Here is a 15,273-nt window from a genome sequence, read left to right on the forward strand (position 1 = left end):
ACAAGGACGCGGCGCGGGTGCTACAAACGGGGCTTCTTGAAGATCCTGGCGATCAAATTCAAATACCTGGGCGACGTGGCCGTGATGGTCCCCGCCCTCCGCGCGCTGCGGGAGCGCTTCCCGCAGGCGGAGCTGCACGTCCTGGTGGCGGAGGAGGCGGCGCCGCTCTTAAGCCACCTGTCCTGGATCGACCGGGTCTGGGGTGTGCCCCGCCGCCGGGGAAAGGCCCAGTTTTTCCGCACTCTGCCCATCCTCCGGGCCCTTCGGCGGGAGCGGTTTGACCGCTCGGTCGACTTCGTCGGGAACGACCGGGGCGGCTGGCTCAGCCTGGGTGCGGGGGCTGGGGAGCGCCTGGGCCTGCGCCCGCGGGACAGGCAGAGCTTCCTGGCCCGGTTCTTTTACACCCACCGCCAGCCGGAGCCTCCGCACGACCGGCACGAATCGCTGAGGGACATTGCCCTTCTGGAAGCCTGGGGTGTCCCGCCCCCGTCCCACGCCGCGCCGGAAATCGCCGCCGATCCGGCTTTGGCGGGGGAAGCCGCCGCGCTCCTGCCGAAAGGGCGCGTCCTGCTCCATCTTTCGACCAGCCAGCCGAAGAAGGAGTGGCCCGTAGCCCGCTGGGCGGCCCTGGCCGATCTGGCGGAGGCGCGGGGGATGCGCGTCGCCTTTTCCGCCGGGACCAGTCCCCGGGAGCAGGCGGACCTGGAGGCCCTGCGTTCCCTGCGTCCCGGCTCGGAGATCGTGCCGCCGGTGGCCGGGCTCTCCCTTTTCCTGGCCGTCCTGGCGCGGGCGGGGATGTTCGTCGGGGGGGACACGGGGCCGCTCCACTTCGCGGCGGGGTTGGGCGTGCCTACGGTGGCTCTTTACGGGCCTAGCATTGTTTCCCAATGGGCTCCTCTCAATTCACGGGGAGCGGTTCTGACCGGTACTCCCTGCACGTGCAGCGGTCACGCCCATGTCTGTTACGCCCCGGCCCGCTGCATCGACGCCATTGCGCCGGAAGCGGTGGTCGAGGAAATGGAGCGGCTCCTGAGGGGCTGACCGAATCAATTTATGCCCGAGAAACTCCCCATTACTGTTACGATGACGGCGCGCAACGCCGAGGCCACGCTGCGGCTTTCATTGGGAAGCGTCGCCGGCTGGGTCTCCGAAATCGTCGTCGTGATCAATGATTGCAGCGATGCGACGGCCGAGATCGCCCGCTCCCATGGCGCGCAGGTTTATGAGCTTCCGTTCGAAAACCTGCGGGATCAAAAAGGCAAGGCGATCGCCCTGGCTGCCCAGCCGTGGATTCTGCATCTCGACGCCGATGAGGCGGTTTCCCCGGAGCTGCGGGAGGAGATTTCCCGGTTTTTTTCCGGGGACATCCGGGTCGATGGCGTTTGGCTTCCGCGGCGGCTTCAGTTTTTGGGGCGCTGGATGCTCCACGGCGACGCATATCCGGATCGTGTTCTGCGCCTCTTCCGCAACGGGAAGGGGAGGGTCGCAGGCGTGCCCGAGCACGACCGCTTTGAAGTGGATGGGAAAACCGGCCGCTTTCGAAAGGATCTGCTTCATTACTCGAACGACTCGCTATCGAGGCAAATTTCAAAGATTAACTTTTTTAGCGACGCCTTTCTTGAGCGCCAGAGGGCCCGGCATAAGAGGTTTTCCGCGGTGGAGGCCGTTTTCCGCGCGGCGTGGCGTTTTTTCCGGGCGTATCTTTTCCGGGGCGGGATCCTTGATGGATTTCCCGGCCTTTACTTGGCTTCTTTTTCCGCGTTCTCCACATTTGTCCGGTATGCCCGCCTGTATGAGGCTGAATTAAAGGACGACGGATCATGAAAATCAGCCTGGTCCTGACCACTTACGAGCAGCCCGTTTCCCTGGCCAAATGCCTGGACTCCATCGCGGCGCAGACGCGCCTGGCGGATGAGGTGGCGGTCGCCGATGACGGATCGGGGGAGGAAACGGCGCGCGTCATCGCTTCTTTTTCCGCCAAATACCCCTTCCCGGTCCATCATGTGCGGCAGGAGCGCGACGGTTACCGCAAGACGCGCATTTTCAACCAGGCTTTGGCCCGTACGCGCGGGGAGTACGTCATCTTTCTCGACGGAGACAGCGTTCCGCACCACCGGTTCGTTGAGGACCATGAGGCGCTGGCGGAGCCCGGTGTCTGGGTTCAGGGGCGGCGCGCCTTCGTGAAGGAGGAGTACGTGCCCCGGTTCACTCCCGATTTCGGCTGCGTGCTGGCGTACGCTTTATCCGGAAAAATGACGGGCCTGGCGAAGGCTTTTCGCCTTCCCTTCCCGCGCGTGCGCCGGAACCGGGAGCTTCGCGGCATCCTTGGCTGCAATCTGGGCATTTGGCGGGCGGACCTGGATGTGGTCAATGGCTATGACGAAACCTACACCGGCTTTGGGCGGGAGGATTCCGACTTGGGCGCCCGTCTTTTTCATTTGGGGCGGGATCGGAAGAATGTCCACGGCCGGGCGATTCTCTACCACATGAATCACCCCATCTATTCGCGGGAGGGGACGCCCGCCAACGACGCGCGCTTGGCGGAGACGCTCCGCACGGGGCGCATCGCTTGCGAGCGGGGATTGCGGGATTGGCTGTAAGCCGGATTTAAGCCAGCGCTTCCAGGAAAGCGCGGGCGTGGGGCGCCTCGGCAAAGCGGGTCCGGGCTTGCTCGCGCAGCGCTTCGACCTGCGGAGCCAGGGCGGCGGGATCGTTGAGGTAGGCGGCGATCCGGTCGGCCAGGGCGGCGGGGGCGCGTTCCGAGACGAAGGGGCCGACGGGGCCGAGGGTGTCGAGGGAGCCCGCCATCTCGTAGGCGAAGGCGGGACGCCCGGCCAAAAGGGTTTCCGTGATGGAGAGGGGGCACCCTTCCTGCGTGCTGGTGAGGAGGGAGAGGGTGCAGGCCTCGAAGAGGCTGCCGATGTCCGGCACGTGCCCGGCCAGGACGACGTATTCCTCCAAGCCCGCTTCCCGTATGGCCTGGCGCAGCGGCTTTTCATAGGCGGGCTCCAGTGCGCCGGCCAGGAGCAGGCCGCAATCGCCCAGGCCGCGCCGGTGGAGTTCCTTCAACACGCGGACGCAGGAGATTTGGTCCTTGCGGAAGCCCACGGCGCCCAGGCAGAGCAGCCAGCGGCGCGCGGGGCGCTCCGCCAGCAGGGCGGCGATCTGTTCCCGCCTGGCTCCCGGCGGCGGGGGAGGGGAGACGGCGTCGTGGACGACGCGCATCTTGGCGGCCAGTACGGCATCGGCGGCCAGCTCCTCCTGGAGGCGGAAGGAAATGGGGATAAGGCGGTCCGCCTCGTGCAGGCGGTAGCGGCGGGCCTTTTCCGGGGTGCTGTTGCCGTCCCGCAGGATGACGGCGGACCGGCAGCCGAGCCGCCGCGCCAGGGCGACGGCGTGGGGGGCGCGCCAGAACTCGTTGCTCACCACCACGTCGATCCGCTCCCCCGCGTAGGCGCGGGCGATGCGGCGGACGGACCAGGCGAAGCGGGGCCGCTCCAGCCAGCGCCGCCATTCCGGCATGGGGAAGAGGGAGACGGGCAATCCCAGGGCGCGGAGCTTGTCCACCATCTCCCCGGGCGTGGCGGCGGCGGCCGCCATCCGGCAGGAGGCATGCCGCGCCAGCGCGGCGGCGGTGTGGACCAGGGCATTTTCCGCTCCGCCGCGGCCCCCCGCCTTGTGGAGGAAGAGGAGGTTCAAGCGAGGGCCGTCAGGCAGTCGTCGAGCTGCCCCAGGAGCGTGCCCATCGTTTCCGGCGTCTCGTCGCCCATATGGCTGATGCGGAAGGCCTTTCCTTTGAGCTTTCCGTAGCCGCCGTCGATCACGGCGCGGTGGCGCTCCTTGAGGAGGGCGATCCAGCGGGGGATGTCGATGTTGCGGTCGTTCCGCAGGCAGCTGAGGGAGACCGATTCGTAGCCCTTTTCCGGAAAGAGGGGGAAGCCCCGCTCCGCCGCCCAGGCGCGGACGAGTTCCGCGTTCTTGAGGTGCCGGGCAAAGCGCGCGTCGAGCCCCTCGGCGGCGATCTCCGCCAGCTTGCTCTGCAGGGCGTAGAAGTGGCCCAGGGAGGGCGTGCTGGGGGTCATCGAGCCTTCGTGGTTCTTTTGGAATTCGACGAAGTCGAAGTAGTAGCCCCGGTCCGGCACGGTGGCGGCCTTGGCCAGCGCCCGCTCGGAGACGGTGAAGAGGGTGGCTCCCGGCGGCAGGGCCAGGGCCTTTTGCGTCCCAGCCAGCATGACGTCGAAGCCGTAGGAATCGGCCTGGAAGGGGACGGCGCTGAGGGAGGAGACGCAGTCGACGATGAAGGAGACGTCGGGGAAGCGTTTGGCCACTTCCGCAAGTTCCAGGATCGGGCTCATCGTACCGGTGGAAGTCTCGTTATGGATGATGGTGACGGCGTCGAACTCGCCGGTCTTCAGCTTCGCCTCCACGGCCTCGCCTCGGATCGGGCTACCCCATTCCACCTGGAGGGCCTCGGCGGCCTTCCCGCAGCGCTGAGAGACGTCCAGCCACTTGTCGGAAAAGGCGCCGTTCATGCAGTTAAGGACCTTTTTCTTCACCAGGTTCCGCAGGGCCCCCTCCATGACCCCCCAGGCGGAGGAGGTGCTCACGTAAACGGGGCGGGTGGTGCCAAAGAGGGACTGGAGCCCCGGCTGGACGGCGGCGTAGAGCTTCTGGAAGTCCCCGCTGCGGTGGCCGATGGCCGGGGAGGCGTAGGCCTCCCGCGTCTTGGCGGAGACCTCGATCGGGCCGGGGATGAAGAGTTTTACGTGTGACATGGGGAGCCGAACCCTACTAATCTCCGCGCCCGAATGCAATGGCTCCTCCCCGCTCTGGCTCTCCTTTTCACCCTTTCCGCCCGCGCGGAAACCGCCGGGCCGCTGCCTGACAGCGCGGCCGTGGTGGAGAAGGTGCTGGCGCGCGACGAGCTGCAGCAGGTGGACCTGGAGCGTTATCAATATCGCCAGCGGGTCCGCACGGAGAAGCTGGACTCCCGCGGGCAGGTGCGGAGCGCGTCGGAGCTGATCATGGTGGTCCGGCCCGGGCAGGACGGCGGCTTTTCCATCGTGGCGGACGGCAGCGGCGCGATCCTGGCCCCGGACGAGGCGGAGGACCGGAGCGACGAGGCCCGCGCCAGCGAGAAGCTCAAAGACACCTTTTCCCTGCGCCGCCTGGCGTCGCGCTTCGATATCCGCGTCGCCGGCCAGGAAGAGTGCCTGGGGAAACCCGCCTACGTCCTGACGTTCACTCCGAAGCCGGACAAATCCTTCCTCCCCCGCAGCATGACGGAGCGGGTGCTGGGCCGCGTGGAAGGCCGCATGTGGGTGGCGCAGGACGACTACACGATCCTGCGGACGGAGGCCCGGCTGCCTAAGCCGGTGGACCTGGCGTGGTTCTTCGCCGTGATGAAGTCGTTCCAGTTCAGCTACGCGGCCGCGCCGATTCCGAGCGGGTGGGGGCCGGGTAGCTTCGCGCTGGAATACCGCGTGGACGCGGTGCCTTTCCAGCACATCCGCCAGCGCCAGCAGATTGCGATCGACGGCTACCGGCTGCGGTAGCCGGAAAAGCCTACTCGTCCTCGACGAGCTGCTCGGCGGGCTTGAGTCCGGCCAGGTCGGCCAGGATGTCTAGGAGGACCTTGTGGGGCCGCTGCGCGGCGTCGATCTCCACGATGACGTCCTTCCCGTAGTAGTCGAGGACCGGCTTCGTCTCATTGTCGTAGGCCTTCAGCCGGTGGCGGATGACTTCCTCGTTGGCGTCGTCAAAGCGGTTCTGCTTCAGCGCGCGGGCGCGCATGCGCTCGATGAGCTTGGCGCGCTCCGGGCAGCTGAGGTGGTAGATGCGGTGGACGTGGATGTGGCCGGAGAGCATCTCCGCCTGGGAGACGGTGCGCGGGATGCCGTCCAGGACCAGGAAGTCGCTCTCCGGGCGGAAGCGGCCCAGGTTGATGATCTTCTCCAGATGGTCGCTCCAGAGCTGGATCGTCAGGTCGTCCGGGACCAGGTCGCCGCGCTTGGAGTATTCGAGGAACGCCTTCCCCAGCTCCGAATCGAGGTCGATGGAGCGGAACACGTCGCCGCTGGCGAAGTGGAAAAAGCCGGGGATGGTTCCCAGGATCTTCCCCTGGGTGCCCTTGCCGGAGCCGGGGGCGCCGAAGAGGAGAATCGTCTCGTATTGCACTCGACGGAGCATACGGACGTAAGCCTGCGTGGCAAGACTCGCGTTTGTAATAAGCCTGCCTTCGGACTTGATACGGCTTCTTATAGTGGAATAGTTGCCAACTACTTATGACCGCCCTTCTTCCCGTGCTGGCTCAGGCCGCGCCGCCCACCGACGCCATGGCGCCCCTGACCGGGCTCTCCCTGCTCAATCTCCTCAAATCGGGCGGGTGGGTGATGGTGCCGCTTTTCCTGGCGTCCATCGGCGTCGTCGCGCTGATCGGTTACTACTTCCTGACGCTCCGCCGCGGCGCCATCACCACGGACGAGCTGGAGCTGCAGGTTGACACCTTCTTTTCCAACGACGACCTGGCGGGCCTGGCCGCCTACTTGAAAGAGCGGCCGGAGGCCGTGGCGGAAGTCCTCTCCGTCGTCCTCGACTTCACCCTGCGCCGCAAGGACGCCGACGCGGAGGCGATCCACGCCATCGCCGAGGCGGAGGGCAACCGCCTGGCCGCCGCGCTCAACCAGCGCGTCACCTACCTCCTGGACCTGGGCGTCCTGGCGCCGCTCCTGGGCCTCTTCGGCACGGTCGTCGGCATCCTGCGCTCCTTCGGCACCATCGCCACGCAGGCCCTGGCCCTGCGCACCATGATGCTGGCGGGCGGCGTCTCCCAGGCGCTCGTCGCCACGGCCTCCGGCCTCATCGTCGGCATCCTGGCCATGTTCTGCTTCTCTTGCTTCCGCGGCCGCGTGCAGACCCTCATCTCCCTCTTCGAGGTGACCGTCACCCAGCGCGTGCAGGAGATCATCCTGCTTAAGAAGCGCACCGCTCCCCGGGCATGAACTTCCGCCGCCGCATCGTCCCCCAGCAGATCGGGCTGCAGCTGGCGCCGATGATCGACGTCATCCTTTTCCTGCTCTGCTTCTTCCTCCTCACCTGGAACCTGGCCCGCTACGAGGCCGACATCGAGGTGAAGATCCCCGTGGCCAAGCAGGGCCAGGAGCCGAAGCGCCTCCCGGGCGAGGTGATCGTGAACATTTCCAAGGACGGCACCGTGAACCTGAACCGCCGCGTGATCGGCAGCGACGAGCTGCGCCAGATCCTCACCGGCGTGGTGAAGGAATATCCCGACCAGGCCGTCATCATCCGCGCCGATGCGGACACGGATTACAAATACGTCGTCGGCGTCCTCGACGTCTGCCGGGAGGCCAACGCGTGGAACATCGCCTTCGCCACCCTGCGCCCGGAGTCTCCCGCGCCGTGACCCGGCGTCTGGCATCCCTGGCCGTCCTGTGGGCCGCCGCCGGGCTGGGCCTCGCGCGCGGGGAGGGGAAATTCGCCCCGCCCCCGGCCGACATCGGCTCCACGCCGCCCGTGCTGGAGATCCGCCCGCTGGCCGACGCGCAGCTGGCCCGCGCCGCTTCCCTTTACGAGCAGAAGAACTACGAGGCGGCGCTGCCCGCCTATGTCGCCGTGCTGCCCTCCCTGCGGGACGCGCGGCGGCAGGAGGCGCTCCTGCGCATCGGGGAGTGCTACCGCGTCCTGGGCCGCCAGGAGGAGGCCTTGGGCGTCTACAAAATGCTGGCCGAATCGAGCGCGGGCAGCCTCTTTGTCGCCGTCGCGGACTACCAGCGGGGCCGGATCCTCTACCAGCAGGGGAAGTGGGGCTCCGCCCTGGAGATGTTCCAGGCCGCCCAGGCGGCCAACCCTGACGCGGCCACGAAGGAGGCCGCCCGCTTCTTCACCGCCGCCTGCCAGGTGAAGATGGCCCAGGGGAAGGAGAAGGAGGGCGCGGCCGCGCTCCAGTCCTTTGCCGACGCCAAACCCGCCGGGCCCTACACCGCCGCCGCCGCGCAGATGCTGGCGGAGGCCGCGGAAAAGGCCGGGGACTGGGCCGCCGCGGCGAAGGACTGGCAGGCCGCCTACGCCGCCTCCCAGGAAAAGCCGATCCGCGCCCAGGCGTCGGCCCGCGCCGCGCTGGCCCTCCTGCGCCTGGACCGCCCGGCGGAGGCGGAGAAGCTCTTCCTGGCTTCCCGCCAGGCGGACGAAGCGGGCGACTACGCCCGCATCTCCAACACCGGCCTCCTCGACCTCTATTTCCGCCAGAAGCGCTACCAGGAGGTAGTCTCCTTCTTCGACGCCAACCGGGACAAGCTCCTCGACTCCGGCCGCGCCGCCGTCCTCCTGGAGGTGGCCCGCTCCCAGGCCGCGCTGAAGGACTGGCCCCGCGCGATCGAGTATTTCGACCTCTATCTGGGAGCGTTCAAGGACGCTCCGGACGCGCCCGCCGCCGCCTACGAGCGGCTCCTAGCCCGCGCGCAGATCAGCCAGGACAACGTTGCCGGGGACACCGCCGCCTTCCTGGCCGCCTACCCGAAGGCGCCTCAGGTTTCGGGCGTCCTCTTCCTGCGCGCCCAGCAGTATTCGGCCAAGCAGCAGTTCGCCGAGGCCGCGCCGATCTGGGACCAGCTGGCACAGTCCCCGCCGGAGGGGCTGCCCGCCGCGGAGATCTACTTCGAGGCGCCGCGCGCCCACGCCGCGCTGAAGGAGTGGAAGGCCGCGGCGGACGGGTTCGCCCTCTTCATCCAGAAATTTTCGCAGCACGCCTCCGTCCAGGCGGCCTGGCAGGCCCGCGCGGTGGCGCTGCAAAACCTGCCGGACGCCGCCGGAGCCGCGCAGGCCTGGGCGGAAGTCCTCAAGCTGGCCGAGCCGAAGTCCCCCGACGCGCAGGAAGCGGCGGAGCAGCTGGCCGTCCTGGATGGGCGGCTCGACCGCCATGCCGCGTTCATCACCGACCTGGAGCGCATCCACCGCGATTTTCCCCAGAGCCGCCTTTGGCCCATGGCCACCTACACCCTGGGCGCGGAGGCCTTCTCCGGGCGCTATTACAAGGAGGCCGAGCCGCTCCTGCGCCAAGCCCGCACGGCCGACCCGAAGAACTGGAACACCGCCGCCCTCTACCGCCTCCTTTGGATCGCCTACCAGCAAAAGGACGCCGCCCGCGCCGCCGAGCTGGTGAAGGAATACGACGCCCTGGAAGATCCGAAGGCCAAGGAAGTCCGCGTCCCCGCCGAGGTCTATTACTGGCTGGGAACGGCCGCCGTGGCCGCCCACCGCGACGCGGAAGCGGCCTCCTGGTTTGCCCTGGTCACCACCCATCCTCAGGGCGGCGCCTATATTTCCCCCGCGTGGTGGGAGCTGGGCGAGGCGCAGCGCCGCCAAAAACTCTGGCCGCTGGCCGTGCAGAGCTACGACGCCTTCCGCGCCCGCGACGCGAAGAACGCCTCCAATCCGCAGGTGCTTCTGGCCCTGGCCGACGCCCAGACCGGCGCGGGCCTCTACTCCCTGGCTAAGGAACATCTGGATCAAGTCCTCCTGGCCCAGCCGGAAGGGAAGCTCAACGCCCAGGCCCGCTTCCTGACCGGGGAATGGCACTTCGCCCAGAAGCAATACGGGGAGGCGCTCAAGTCCTTCGCCACCTTAAGCCTCATCTACCGGGACAACGACATCACGCCGCGCGCCCTGGAACGCGCCGCGCAATCGGCGGAACTCTTCGGGGACAAGGCCCAGGCCGAGTCCCTGCGCAAGAAGCTCCAGGCCGACTATCCCGACTTTCAGCCGCAGGAGGGGCCATGACCTTCCACCGCCGTCTTTTCATTACGGTCGCCATCCTGCTCTCCCTTTGCGTGCATGTGGGCGTGCTCTGCTGGTTCGGCGTCATCCATGTCGGCCCGCTGGCCATCCCGGCCGACGCGGGACGGACCATAAAACCCTTTCACCTCAAGCGGGTCGAGATTCCCGCCCAATCCCTCGTCGAGGTGCCCCCGCCGCCCATCGCGCCGCCGCCCGCCCCCGTGCCGTCGAAGGAGGCGCCGCCCGCCGTCCTGCCGGAGGCCGCGCAGACCCTCCCCCAGAGCCTCCAGGCCGCGCCCGCGCCGGTCCTGCCGCAACCGCAGCCCGGCTCTCCCGCCGCCTTTGCGCCGGTCGTCCCCGCGCCGCCCGCCGCCTCCAGCCCCTACGCGCTGGACGACCGCGCGGCGATCGAGGCGGAAATCTCCAAGGCCGCAGTGGGTCCGAAGAGCCCGGGCCTCCCCGCCGCGCTTCCCTCCACGCCCGCGCTGCCCGGGACGCTCCCGGCCGACGCCACCCAGCCCGCCGGCCAGCTGGGCACCGGCACCCTTCCCAGCGCCGCCGCGCTCCCCAGCCTGGAGGAGGTCTCCGCCAATTTCCGCGTCACCCCGCCCACCCTCAACCCCAGCATCCCCCAGCCCGTCGTCCTGACCCTGCCGACGGACATCCTCTTCGACTTCGACTCCTCCGCCCTGCGGTCCGGGGCGGAGCCCCTCCTGCGCCAGGCGCTGGCTTATTTCCGCCGTTATCCGAGGGCGGAGATCGAGGTCGACGGCCACACCGATTCCTTCGGCGCCGCCGACTACAACCAAACGCTGAGCGAGGCCCGCGCCGCCGCCGTCCAGGCCTGGCTGCGGCCTCAGCTGCCGGAAGGGGCCTACGCCATCACGGCCAAGGGTTTCGGAGCCACGCGCCCCGTCGTCGATCCTCATGGAAACGTCGCCGCGCAGCAGAAGAACCGGCGGGTGGAGATCGTTCTCCGGGCTTTGGCATCAGATTCGCGGTAAAGGGCTTGGCAAAGTTTCCCGTCCCGGGTTAAAAATGTTCCCCACGATGTCCGAGACCGCTTTTTTCATCCGCCGCCAGGCCGCCAAGATCACCCCCTTGGTCCTGGAGAAGCTCCTGCCGAAACTCCCCATGCTAAAAATGGAGTTCACGCAGATCAAATCTCCGGAATTCCCGCACCTTTTCGAGCAGCTGGAATTCCTGGCCGACGTCGTCGAGGACTTCGCCGAGGGGGCCGATAAGGAAATCCCCTATACCACCGTTGCCGAGGCCGCTTTCGCCATTCTCTTCGTCCATCGGCACCTGGACATCCTGCCGGATGACGGGGACGGCCATGGCCAGGCGCACGCCACCGATTCCAGCGTGGTGCGCAACGTTATCCAGCATCATCAGGCGGTCCTGTCCGCCTACGCCGCCCGCCACCAGATGGCATGGAACGGCGCGATTACCAAACCATGATTTTTTCCTCCTTTCTTTCTTCCAAAAAGCCGGTCCTCGAACGCATCGAGTCCGACGTCGCCACCAAACTCCGCCTCCGCTACTCCCCCTTCTACCACGCGGTCGATTCCATCCAGGGCGCCCGCATCGTCGTCGACGGCAAGTCGATGGTGATGATGAGCAGCAACGAATACCTGGGCCTTTCCCAGCATCCGAAGGTTATCGAGGCCTCCCAAAAGGCCGCCGCCGAGTGGGGCACCAGCTCCTGCGGCTCCCGCCTTGCCAACGGCTCCCGCCGCTACCATGAGGAGCTGGAGGAGGCCCTGGCCGCCTTCCTGGGCGTGGAGGCCTGCCACGTCATCGTCGCCGGCTATCTGGCCTGTCAGGGTAGCCTGGCCGCCCTGGCCCAGCGCGGCGACGCGCTGATCGTCGACAAGAGCATCCACTCCTCCCTATGGGACGGCGCCCAGCTGAGCAAGGCCGACATCGAGCGCTTCACCCACGGCGACGTGGGCTCCCTGCGCAGCCTCCTGGCCACGCTCGACCCTTCCCAGCCGAAAATCATCGCCGTCGACGGCGTCTATTCCATGGAGGGCCACCTGGCTCCCGTGCCGGAGCTCGTCGAGCTGGCGGAGAAATACAACGCCTTCCTCCTCGTCGACGACGCGCACGGCTTCGGCGTCTTCGGCCGCGACGGCCGGGGCGTCAGCGACCACTTCGGCCTGGCGGACAAGGTCGACCTGACCGTCGGCAGCTTTTCCAAGTCCCTGGCCAGCACCGGCGGCTTCATGGCGGGCAGCCGCGCCGTCGTCGAATACCTCCGCAGCAACTGCCGTCAGATCATCTTCAGCGCCGCGATGACCCCTTCCGCTTCCGCCGCCGCGCTGGCCGCCCTGCGCGTCATGCAGGAAGAGCCGGAACACCGGGAGCGCGTCCTCTCCAACACCGCCTACATGCGCTCCCACCTGGACCAGATGGGCCTGGACTACTGGAACAGCCCCACCCCGGCGCTGCCCATCGTCATCGGGGACAAGGAGAAGTGCTACTTTGTCTGGAAATCGCTCTGGGAGCAGGGCTTCTTCACCGTGATGTCGATCGCCCCTGGCGTGCCCGCGGGGAAGGACCTGATCCGCTCCGCCATCTCCGCCCTCCATACGAAGGAGGATCTGGACCGCTTCGCCGCCGCCCTGCGCGTGGCGTGCAAGAAGGCGGGCGTTTCGGTCAAGTAGCCGCGACTCGGCGCATCGCCTCGGCCAGCTGCCGGGCGTTCTCGGAAACCAGGAAGTTCTTCCCCACCCAGGCGTGGCCGCCCGCGCGGAGCCTTGCCCGCAGCGCGGAGTCCTTGGCCAGGCGGCGGACCGCCTCCGCCAGACCCTGGGGCTCGCCGCCCGGGACGAGCAGGCCGGTCTCGCCGTCCTTCACCGCTTACCACCGTGCCTGCCGCGTCGCTGGAAACGACGGGGACGCCGTGGGCCATCGCCTCCGGGATCACGTTGGGCAGGCCGTCCCGGTCTCCCGCCGCGTCGACGATACCCGTGTGCCAGAACAGGTCGGTCCAGGCGTAGTGGGCGCGGACCTCTTCCTGGCTTTGCGCGCCGCAAAGCTCGATCTCTTCCTTCAGTCCGGCGTCGGCGATCCGCTTTTCCAAATCGGGCCGCAGCGGCCCGTCGCCCACGATCCGCAGGCGGCAGGAGAGGCCGCCCGCCTTCAAAAGCTTAACGGCCTCGATTTGCCGTTCCTGGCCCTTCTTCGGGACCAGGCGGCCGACGGAAAGAAGCCGGAGCGGCTCGTGAACGGGGCGTTCTTGGGCCAGCGCGGGCAGGTCGGCCAGGCCGCGCCGGACCAGGGCGATGCGCGGGGCCGCCTCCGGGCAGCGGCCGGAGAGGAAGGAGACGTTCATCTCCGTGGTGGTGTGGACCAGCGCGGCGGAGCGCAGCTTGGCGTCCAGGAACGGGTCGCCCCCGTCCCGGTGGATGTCGTAGGCGTGCGCGCCGAAGCTGAAGGGCTTGCCGCAGAAGCGGCCCAGGAGCAGCGCGGCGGTGGCGGGGGCCGTCGCCCAGGCGCCGTGGATCAGGCCGTAGTTTTGGTCGCGGAAGAAGGCGGCCTGCCGCAGGGCGAAGGCCCCGCCCAGGGCCAGGTTCTCAAAGTGCTCCCGCGTGCGGGGCCGGTAGCGGCGCAGCGCGCGGTAGGCCTCCGGCAAAAGGCCGCTGTGGAAGCCAAACTCGGAGAAGGAATGGAACGGGCGGCTCCACAGGTCGTGCGGCGCCCAGGTGTGGAGGCGGACGCCCGGCGCGCCCGCCCAGGGGAGGGGGCGGGGCGTCCACATGGAGTGGACATCGACCTCGACGCCCGCGGCGGCCAGCCCGGCGACTTCCCGCTGCAGGAAGGTCTGGGAGAGGGTCGGGAAGGTGGTGAGGAGGTAGGCGACTTTCATCGGGCGATTTTGGCCGGATCGGCGATCAGTTCCCGCAGGCGGGCGACGATCTGGTCGGTCCCCTCGCGGAAGTTGGCGGCGATGGAGGCGCGATATTCGGGCAGGCGCTCCTCAAAGGCGGCGAAGAGCGCGGGCGTCGGCTCCATCGACGTGGTGTAGTCCCCGTAGCCCAGCGCGCGGACGTGGTAGGCGTTGAAGAACTGCTCGAATAGCGTCCGCACGGGGAAGCAGAGGACCGGCTTGCCGTAGTAGAAGGCCTCGGAGAGGAGGTTGTGCCCGCCGTTGACCACCGCATAGGCGGAGGAGGCCAGGTCGTCCAGGATCCGCTCCGGGTGGTAGGCGCGGAAGGAGAGGTTGCCCTCCTCCCGGTCCTCGTTGTGGAAGCCGTAGACGACGACCCGCCGGGGCAGGGCGCGCAGCGTCTCGATCAGCCGGTGGAAGGTGGGGCTGGTCTGGTAGACGAAGACGTGCTCCCCCGCCGAGGCGCTCCGCCGCGTCACCACGTCCCGCACCACGGCGGGGAAAAGCTCGTCCCGGAAGCCCCGGCGGGAGGGGCGCAGCGGCGGATGGAAGAAGGAGACCATCAGGTTGTGCCGCGTCTTGTCGAAAAAGAGGTAGTCGTTGGCCATGGCCAGCGCCCAGGAGACCTTTTCCCCGGCGGGGACGGGGTAGCGGCCCGCCTTCAGCAGGTGGGAGTGGTCGATGGAAAGGCAGGGGAGCCCCGCCTGCCGCGCGGCGTGGGGGAGGAAGAACTCCCGGTCGCAAATGGCCAGGTCAGGCTGCCAGCGGTCGATCAGCTCCCGGATCCGGCGCGTCACCTGCGGCAGACGCAGGTGGCAGGCGGCGATCTGGCCGACGGTGCGCGGCACGGAGACGCGCTGGCGGCGGTGGACGGTGCGCAGGACGGGAACTTCCAAGCAAGGCCACTGGCCGCGCACCGCGTCCGGCACGCGCCCGCCGCCGATGAAGTGGTATTCGTGCTCCGGCAGGCGCTTCACCAGGGAGAGGGTGCGCATGATGTGCCCGTGGGTATTCCCCATGACGCCGTACAGGATGCGTGCCATCTCGGATGGGACGTTAGATATGAAAGTATAGCCTCGCCAAGCCGCATCCTGTTTTTAAAGTTTCCGGGTGCGAGCTTATCGGCGCTTGATCTGGGGGAGTGCGGCGGGGCTGGCCCTACTCCTGGGGCTGGGCCTGGCGTCGCTTAAAACAGCCCAGCAGGAGGTCTTTCCCATCTACTCCTGGTTCCTCTTCGCCGTCGTCCCCAACGGGAAGACGACCTATCAGGTCCTCATCGAGCGCGTCGGCACCCGGTCCGTGGTGCCCCCCCAGTTCTATACCCAGGCCGGGGATGTGATGGGCAATCCCCACTCCATCGTCGCCTACAAGATTATCCAGCGCCTGGGCAAGGCGTGCCGGAAAGGCAAGGCGGAGGAAATCATCCGCCAGCGCGCCCTCCTGGAGGCCAATCTCCCCCCGCAGACCACCTATGACGTGGTGCGGATCCACAGCGATCCGGTGGAGCAGTGGCGCACCCGCCGCGCGGCGATCCGGGAGAGCGTCGGCCACTTCGTCAGCGGCCTGCGCTGACCGAAACCGGAACA

At 68.0% G+C, this 15,273-nt stretch carries 15 protein-coding genes and 1 pseudogene; 11 read left to right on the forward strand and 5 right to left on the reverse strand.

Going from position 1 to position 15,273, the window contains the following annotated elements:
• The first annotated feature begins 36 nt into the window (after window positions 1–36).
• From PW734_08120 to PW734_08130, 3 genes are read left to right on the forward strand one after another with little or no spacing between them, the layout of a single operon-like run.
• Entirely contained in the window at window positions 37–1,041 is a 1,005-nt protein-coding gene (locus tag PW734_08120) for a glycosyltransferase family 9 protein (protein MDE1171156.1), read from the forward strand.
• Window positions 1,042–1,053: 12 nt separating this feature from the next.
• Window positions 1,054–1,824, forward strand: a complete 771-nt coding sequence (locus PW734_08125; GenBank protein ID MDE1171157.1) for a glycosyltransferase family 2 protein — start codon at window positions 1,054–1,056, stop codon at window positions 1,822–1,824.
• Complete coding sequence (locus PW734_08130) at window positions 1,821–2,600, forward strand: glycosyltransferase family 2 protein (protein MDE1171158.1); 780 nt, start codon at window positions 1,821–1,823, stop codon at window positions 2,598–2,600. The genes PW734_08125 and PW734_08130 overlap by 4 nt, the downstream gene beginning before the upstream one ends.
• A 7-nt stretch (window positions 2,601–2,607) precedes the next feature.
• On the opposite strand, the gene PW734_08135 is transcribed toward PW734_08130, so the two are convergent.
• Both PW734_08135 and PW734_08140 read right to left on the reverse strand, forming a co-directional pair.
• Window positions 2,608–3,699, reverse strand: coding sequence for a glycosyltransferase (locus PW734_08135; protein ID MDE1171159.1), 1,092 nt, complete (start codon window positions 3,697–3,699; stop codon window positions 2,608–2,610).
• The gene (locus tag PW734_08140; protein MDE1171160.1) at window positions 3,696–4,775 is read right to left on the reverse strand and encodes an alanine--glyoxylate aminotransferase family protein; all 1,080 of its coding nucleotides are present in this window, start codon (window positions 4,773–4,775) and stop codon (window positions 3,696–3,698) included. The genes PW734_08135 and PW734_08140 overlap by 4 nt, the downstream gene beginning before the upstream one ends.
• 33 nt (window positions 4,776–4,808) lie before the next feature.
• On the opposite strand from PW734_08140, the gene PW734_08145 reads away from it, so the two are divergent.
• A complete protein-coding gene (locus PW734_08145) occupies window positions 4,809–5,555 on the forward strand; it encodes a hypothetical protein (GenBank protein ID MDE1171161.1) in 747 nt (248 codons plus the stop codon).
• 10 nt (window positions 5,556–5,565) lie between these two features.
• Here PW734_08145 and PW734_08150 read toward each other — a convergent pair whose 3' ends face one another.
• The gene (locus PW734_08150) at window positions 5,566–6,189 is read right to left on the reverse strand and encodes a nucleoside monophosphate kinase (protein MDE1171162.1); all 624 of its coding nucleotides are present in this window, start codon (window positions 6,187–6,189) and stop codon (window positions 5,566–5,568) included.
• A 95-nt stretch (window positions 6,190–6,284) separates the two neighbouring features.
• Here PW734_08150 and PW734_08155 point away from each other — a divergent pair, with 95 nt between their 5' ends.
• Genes PW734_08155 through PW734_08180 form a run of 6 tightly spaced genes read left to right on the forward strand, consistent with a single transcriptional unit; the run spans window position 6,285 to window position 12,461 of the window.
• Complete coding sequence (locus PW734_08155) at window positions 6,285–7,001, forward strand: MotA/TolQ/ExbB proton channel family protein (GenBank protein ID MDE1171163.1); 717 nt, start codon at window positions 6,285–6,287, stop codon at window positions 6,999–7,001.
• Window positions 6,998–7,423 (forward strand): biopolymer transporter ExbD, encoded by a 426-nt coding sequence (locus tag PW734_08160; GenBank protein ID MDE1171164.1) that lies wholly within the window; start codon window positions 6,998–7,000, stop codon window positions 7,421–7,423. Before PW734_08155 ends, PW734_08160 begins: the two co-directional genes overlap by 4 nt.
• On the forward strand, window positions 7,375–9,795 hold the full coding sequence (locus PW734_08165; GenBank protein ID MDE1171165.1) for a tetratricopeptide repeat protein: 2,421 nt from the start codon (window positions 7,375–7,377) through the stop codon (window positions 9,793–9,795). The genes PW734_08160 and PW734_08165 overlap by 49 nt, the downstream gene beginning before the upstream one ends.
• Window positions 9,792–10,796: an OmpA family protein gene (locus tag PW734_08170; protein ID MDE1171166.1), complete on the forward strand. Its 1,005-nt coding sequence runs from the start codon at window positions 9,792–9,794 to the stop codon at window positions 10,794–10,796. The genes PW734_08165 and PW734_08170 overlap by 4 nt, the downstream gene beginning before the upstream one ends.
• A gap of 46 nt (window positions 10,797–10,842) precedes the next feature.
• Window positions 10,843–11,253: a hypothetical protein gene (locus tag PW734_08175; protein MDE1171167.1), complete on the forward strand. Its 411-nt coding sequence runs from the start codon at window positions 10,843–10,845 to the stop codon at window positions 11,251–11,253.
• Window positions 11,250–12,461 carry a pyridoxal phosphate-dependent aminotransferase family protein gene (locus PW734_08180; protein MDE1171168.1) on the forward strand — a complete coding sequence of 404 codons (1,212 nt, stop codon included), beginning with the start codon at window positions 11,250–11,252 and terminating at the stop codon, window positions 12,459–12,461. The genes PW734_08175 and PW734_08180 overlap by 4 nt, the downstream gene beginning before the upstream one ends.
• Window positions 12,462–12,664: 203 nt before the next feature.
• Here the strand turns inward: PW734_08180 and PW734_08185 are convergent.
• Both PW734_08185 and PW734_08190 read right to left on the reverse strand, forming a co-directional pair.
• A pseudogene (locus PW734_08185) lies at window positions 12,665–13,132 on the reverse strand (glycosyltransferase).
• Window positions 13,133–13,662: 530 nt separating this feature from the next.
• Window positions 13,663–14,730, reverse strand: coding sequence for a glycosyltransferase family protein (locus tag PW734_08190; GenBank protein MDE1171169.1), 1,068 nt, complete (start codon window positions 14,728–14,730; stop codon window positions 13,663–13,665).
• Window positions 14,731–14,815: 85 nt separating this feature from the next.
• Between PW734_08190 and PW734_08195 the strand changes: the two genes are divergently transcribed.
• Window positions 14,816–15,259: a hypothetical protein gene (locus tag PW734_08195; protein MDE1171170.1), complete on the forward strand. Its 444-nt coding sequence runs from the start codon at window positions 14,816–14,818 to the stop codon at window positions 15,257–15,259.
• The last annotated feature ends 14 nt before the right edge of the window (window positions 15,260–15,273 follow it).

The organism is Verrucomicrobium sp. (assembly GCA_028283855.1).
Classification (GTDB): domain Bacteria; phylum Verrucomicrobiota; class Verrucomicrobiia; order Methylacidiphilales; family GAS474; genus GAS474.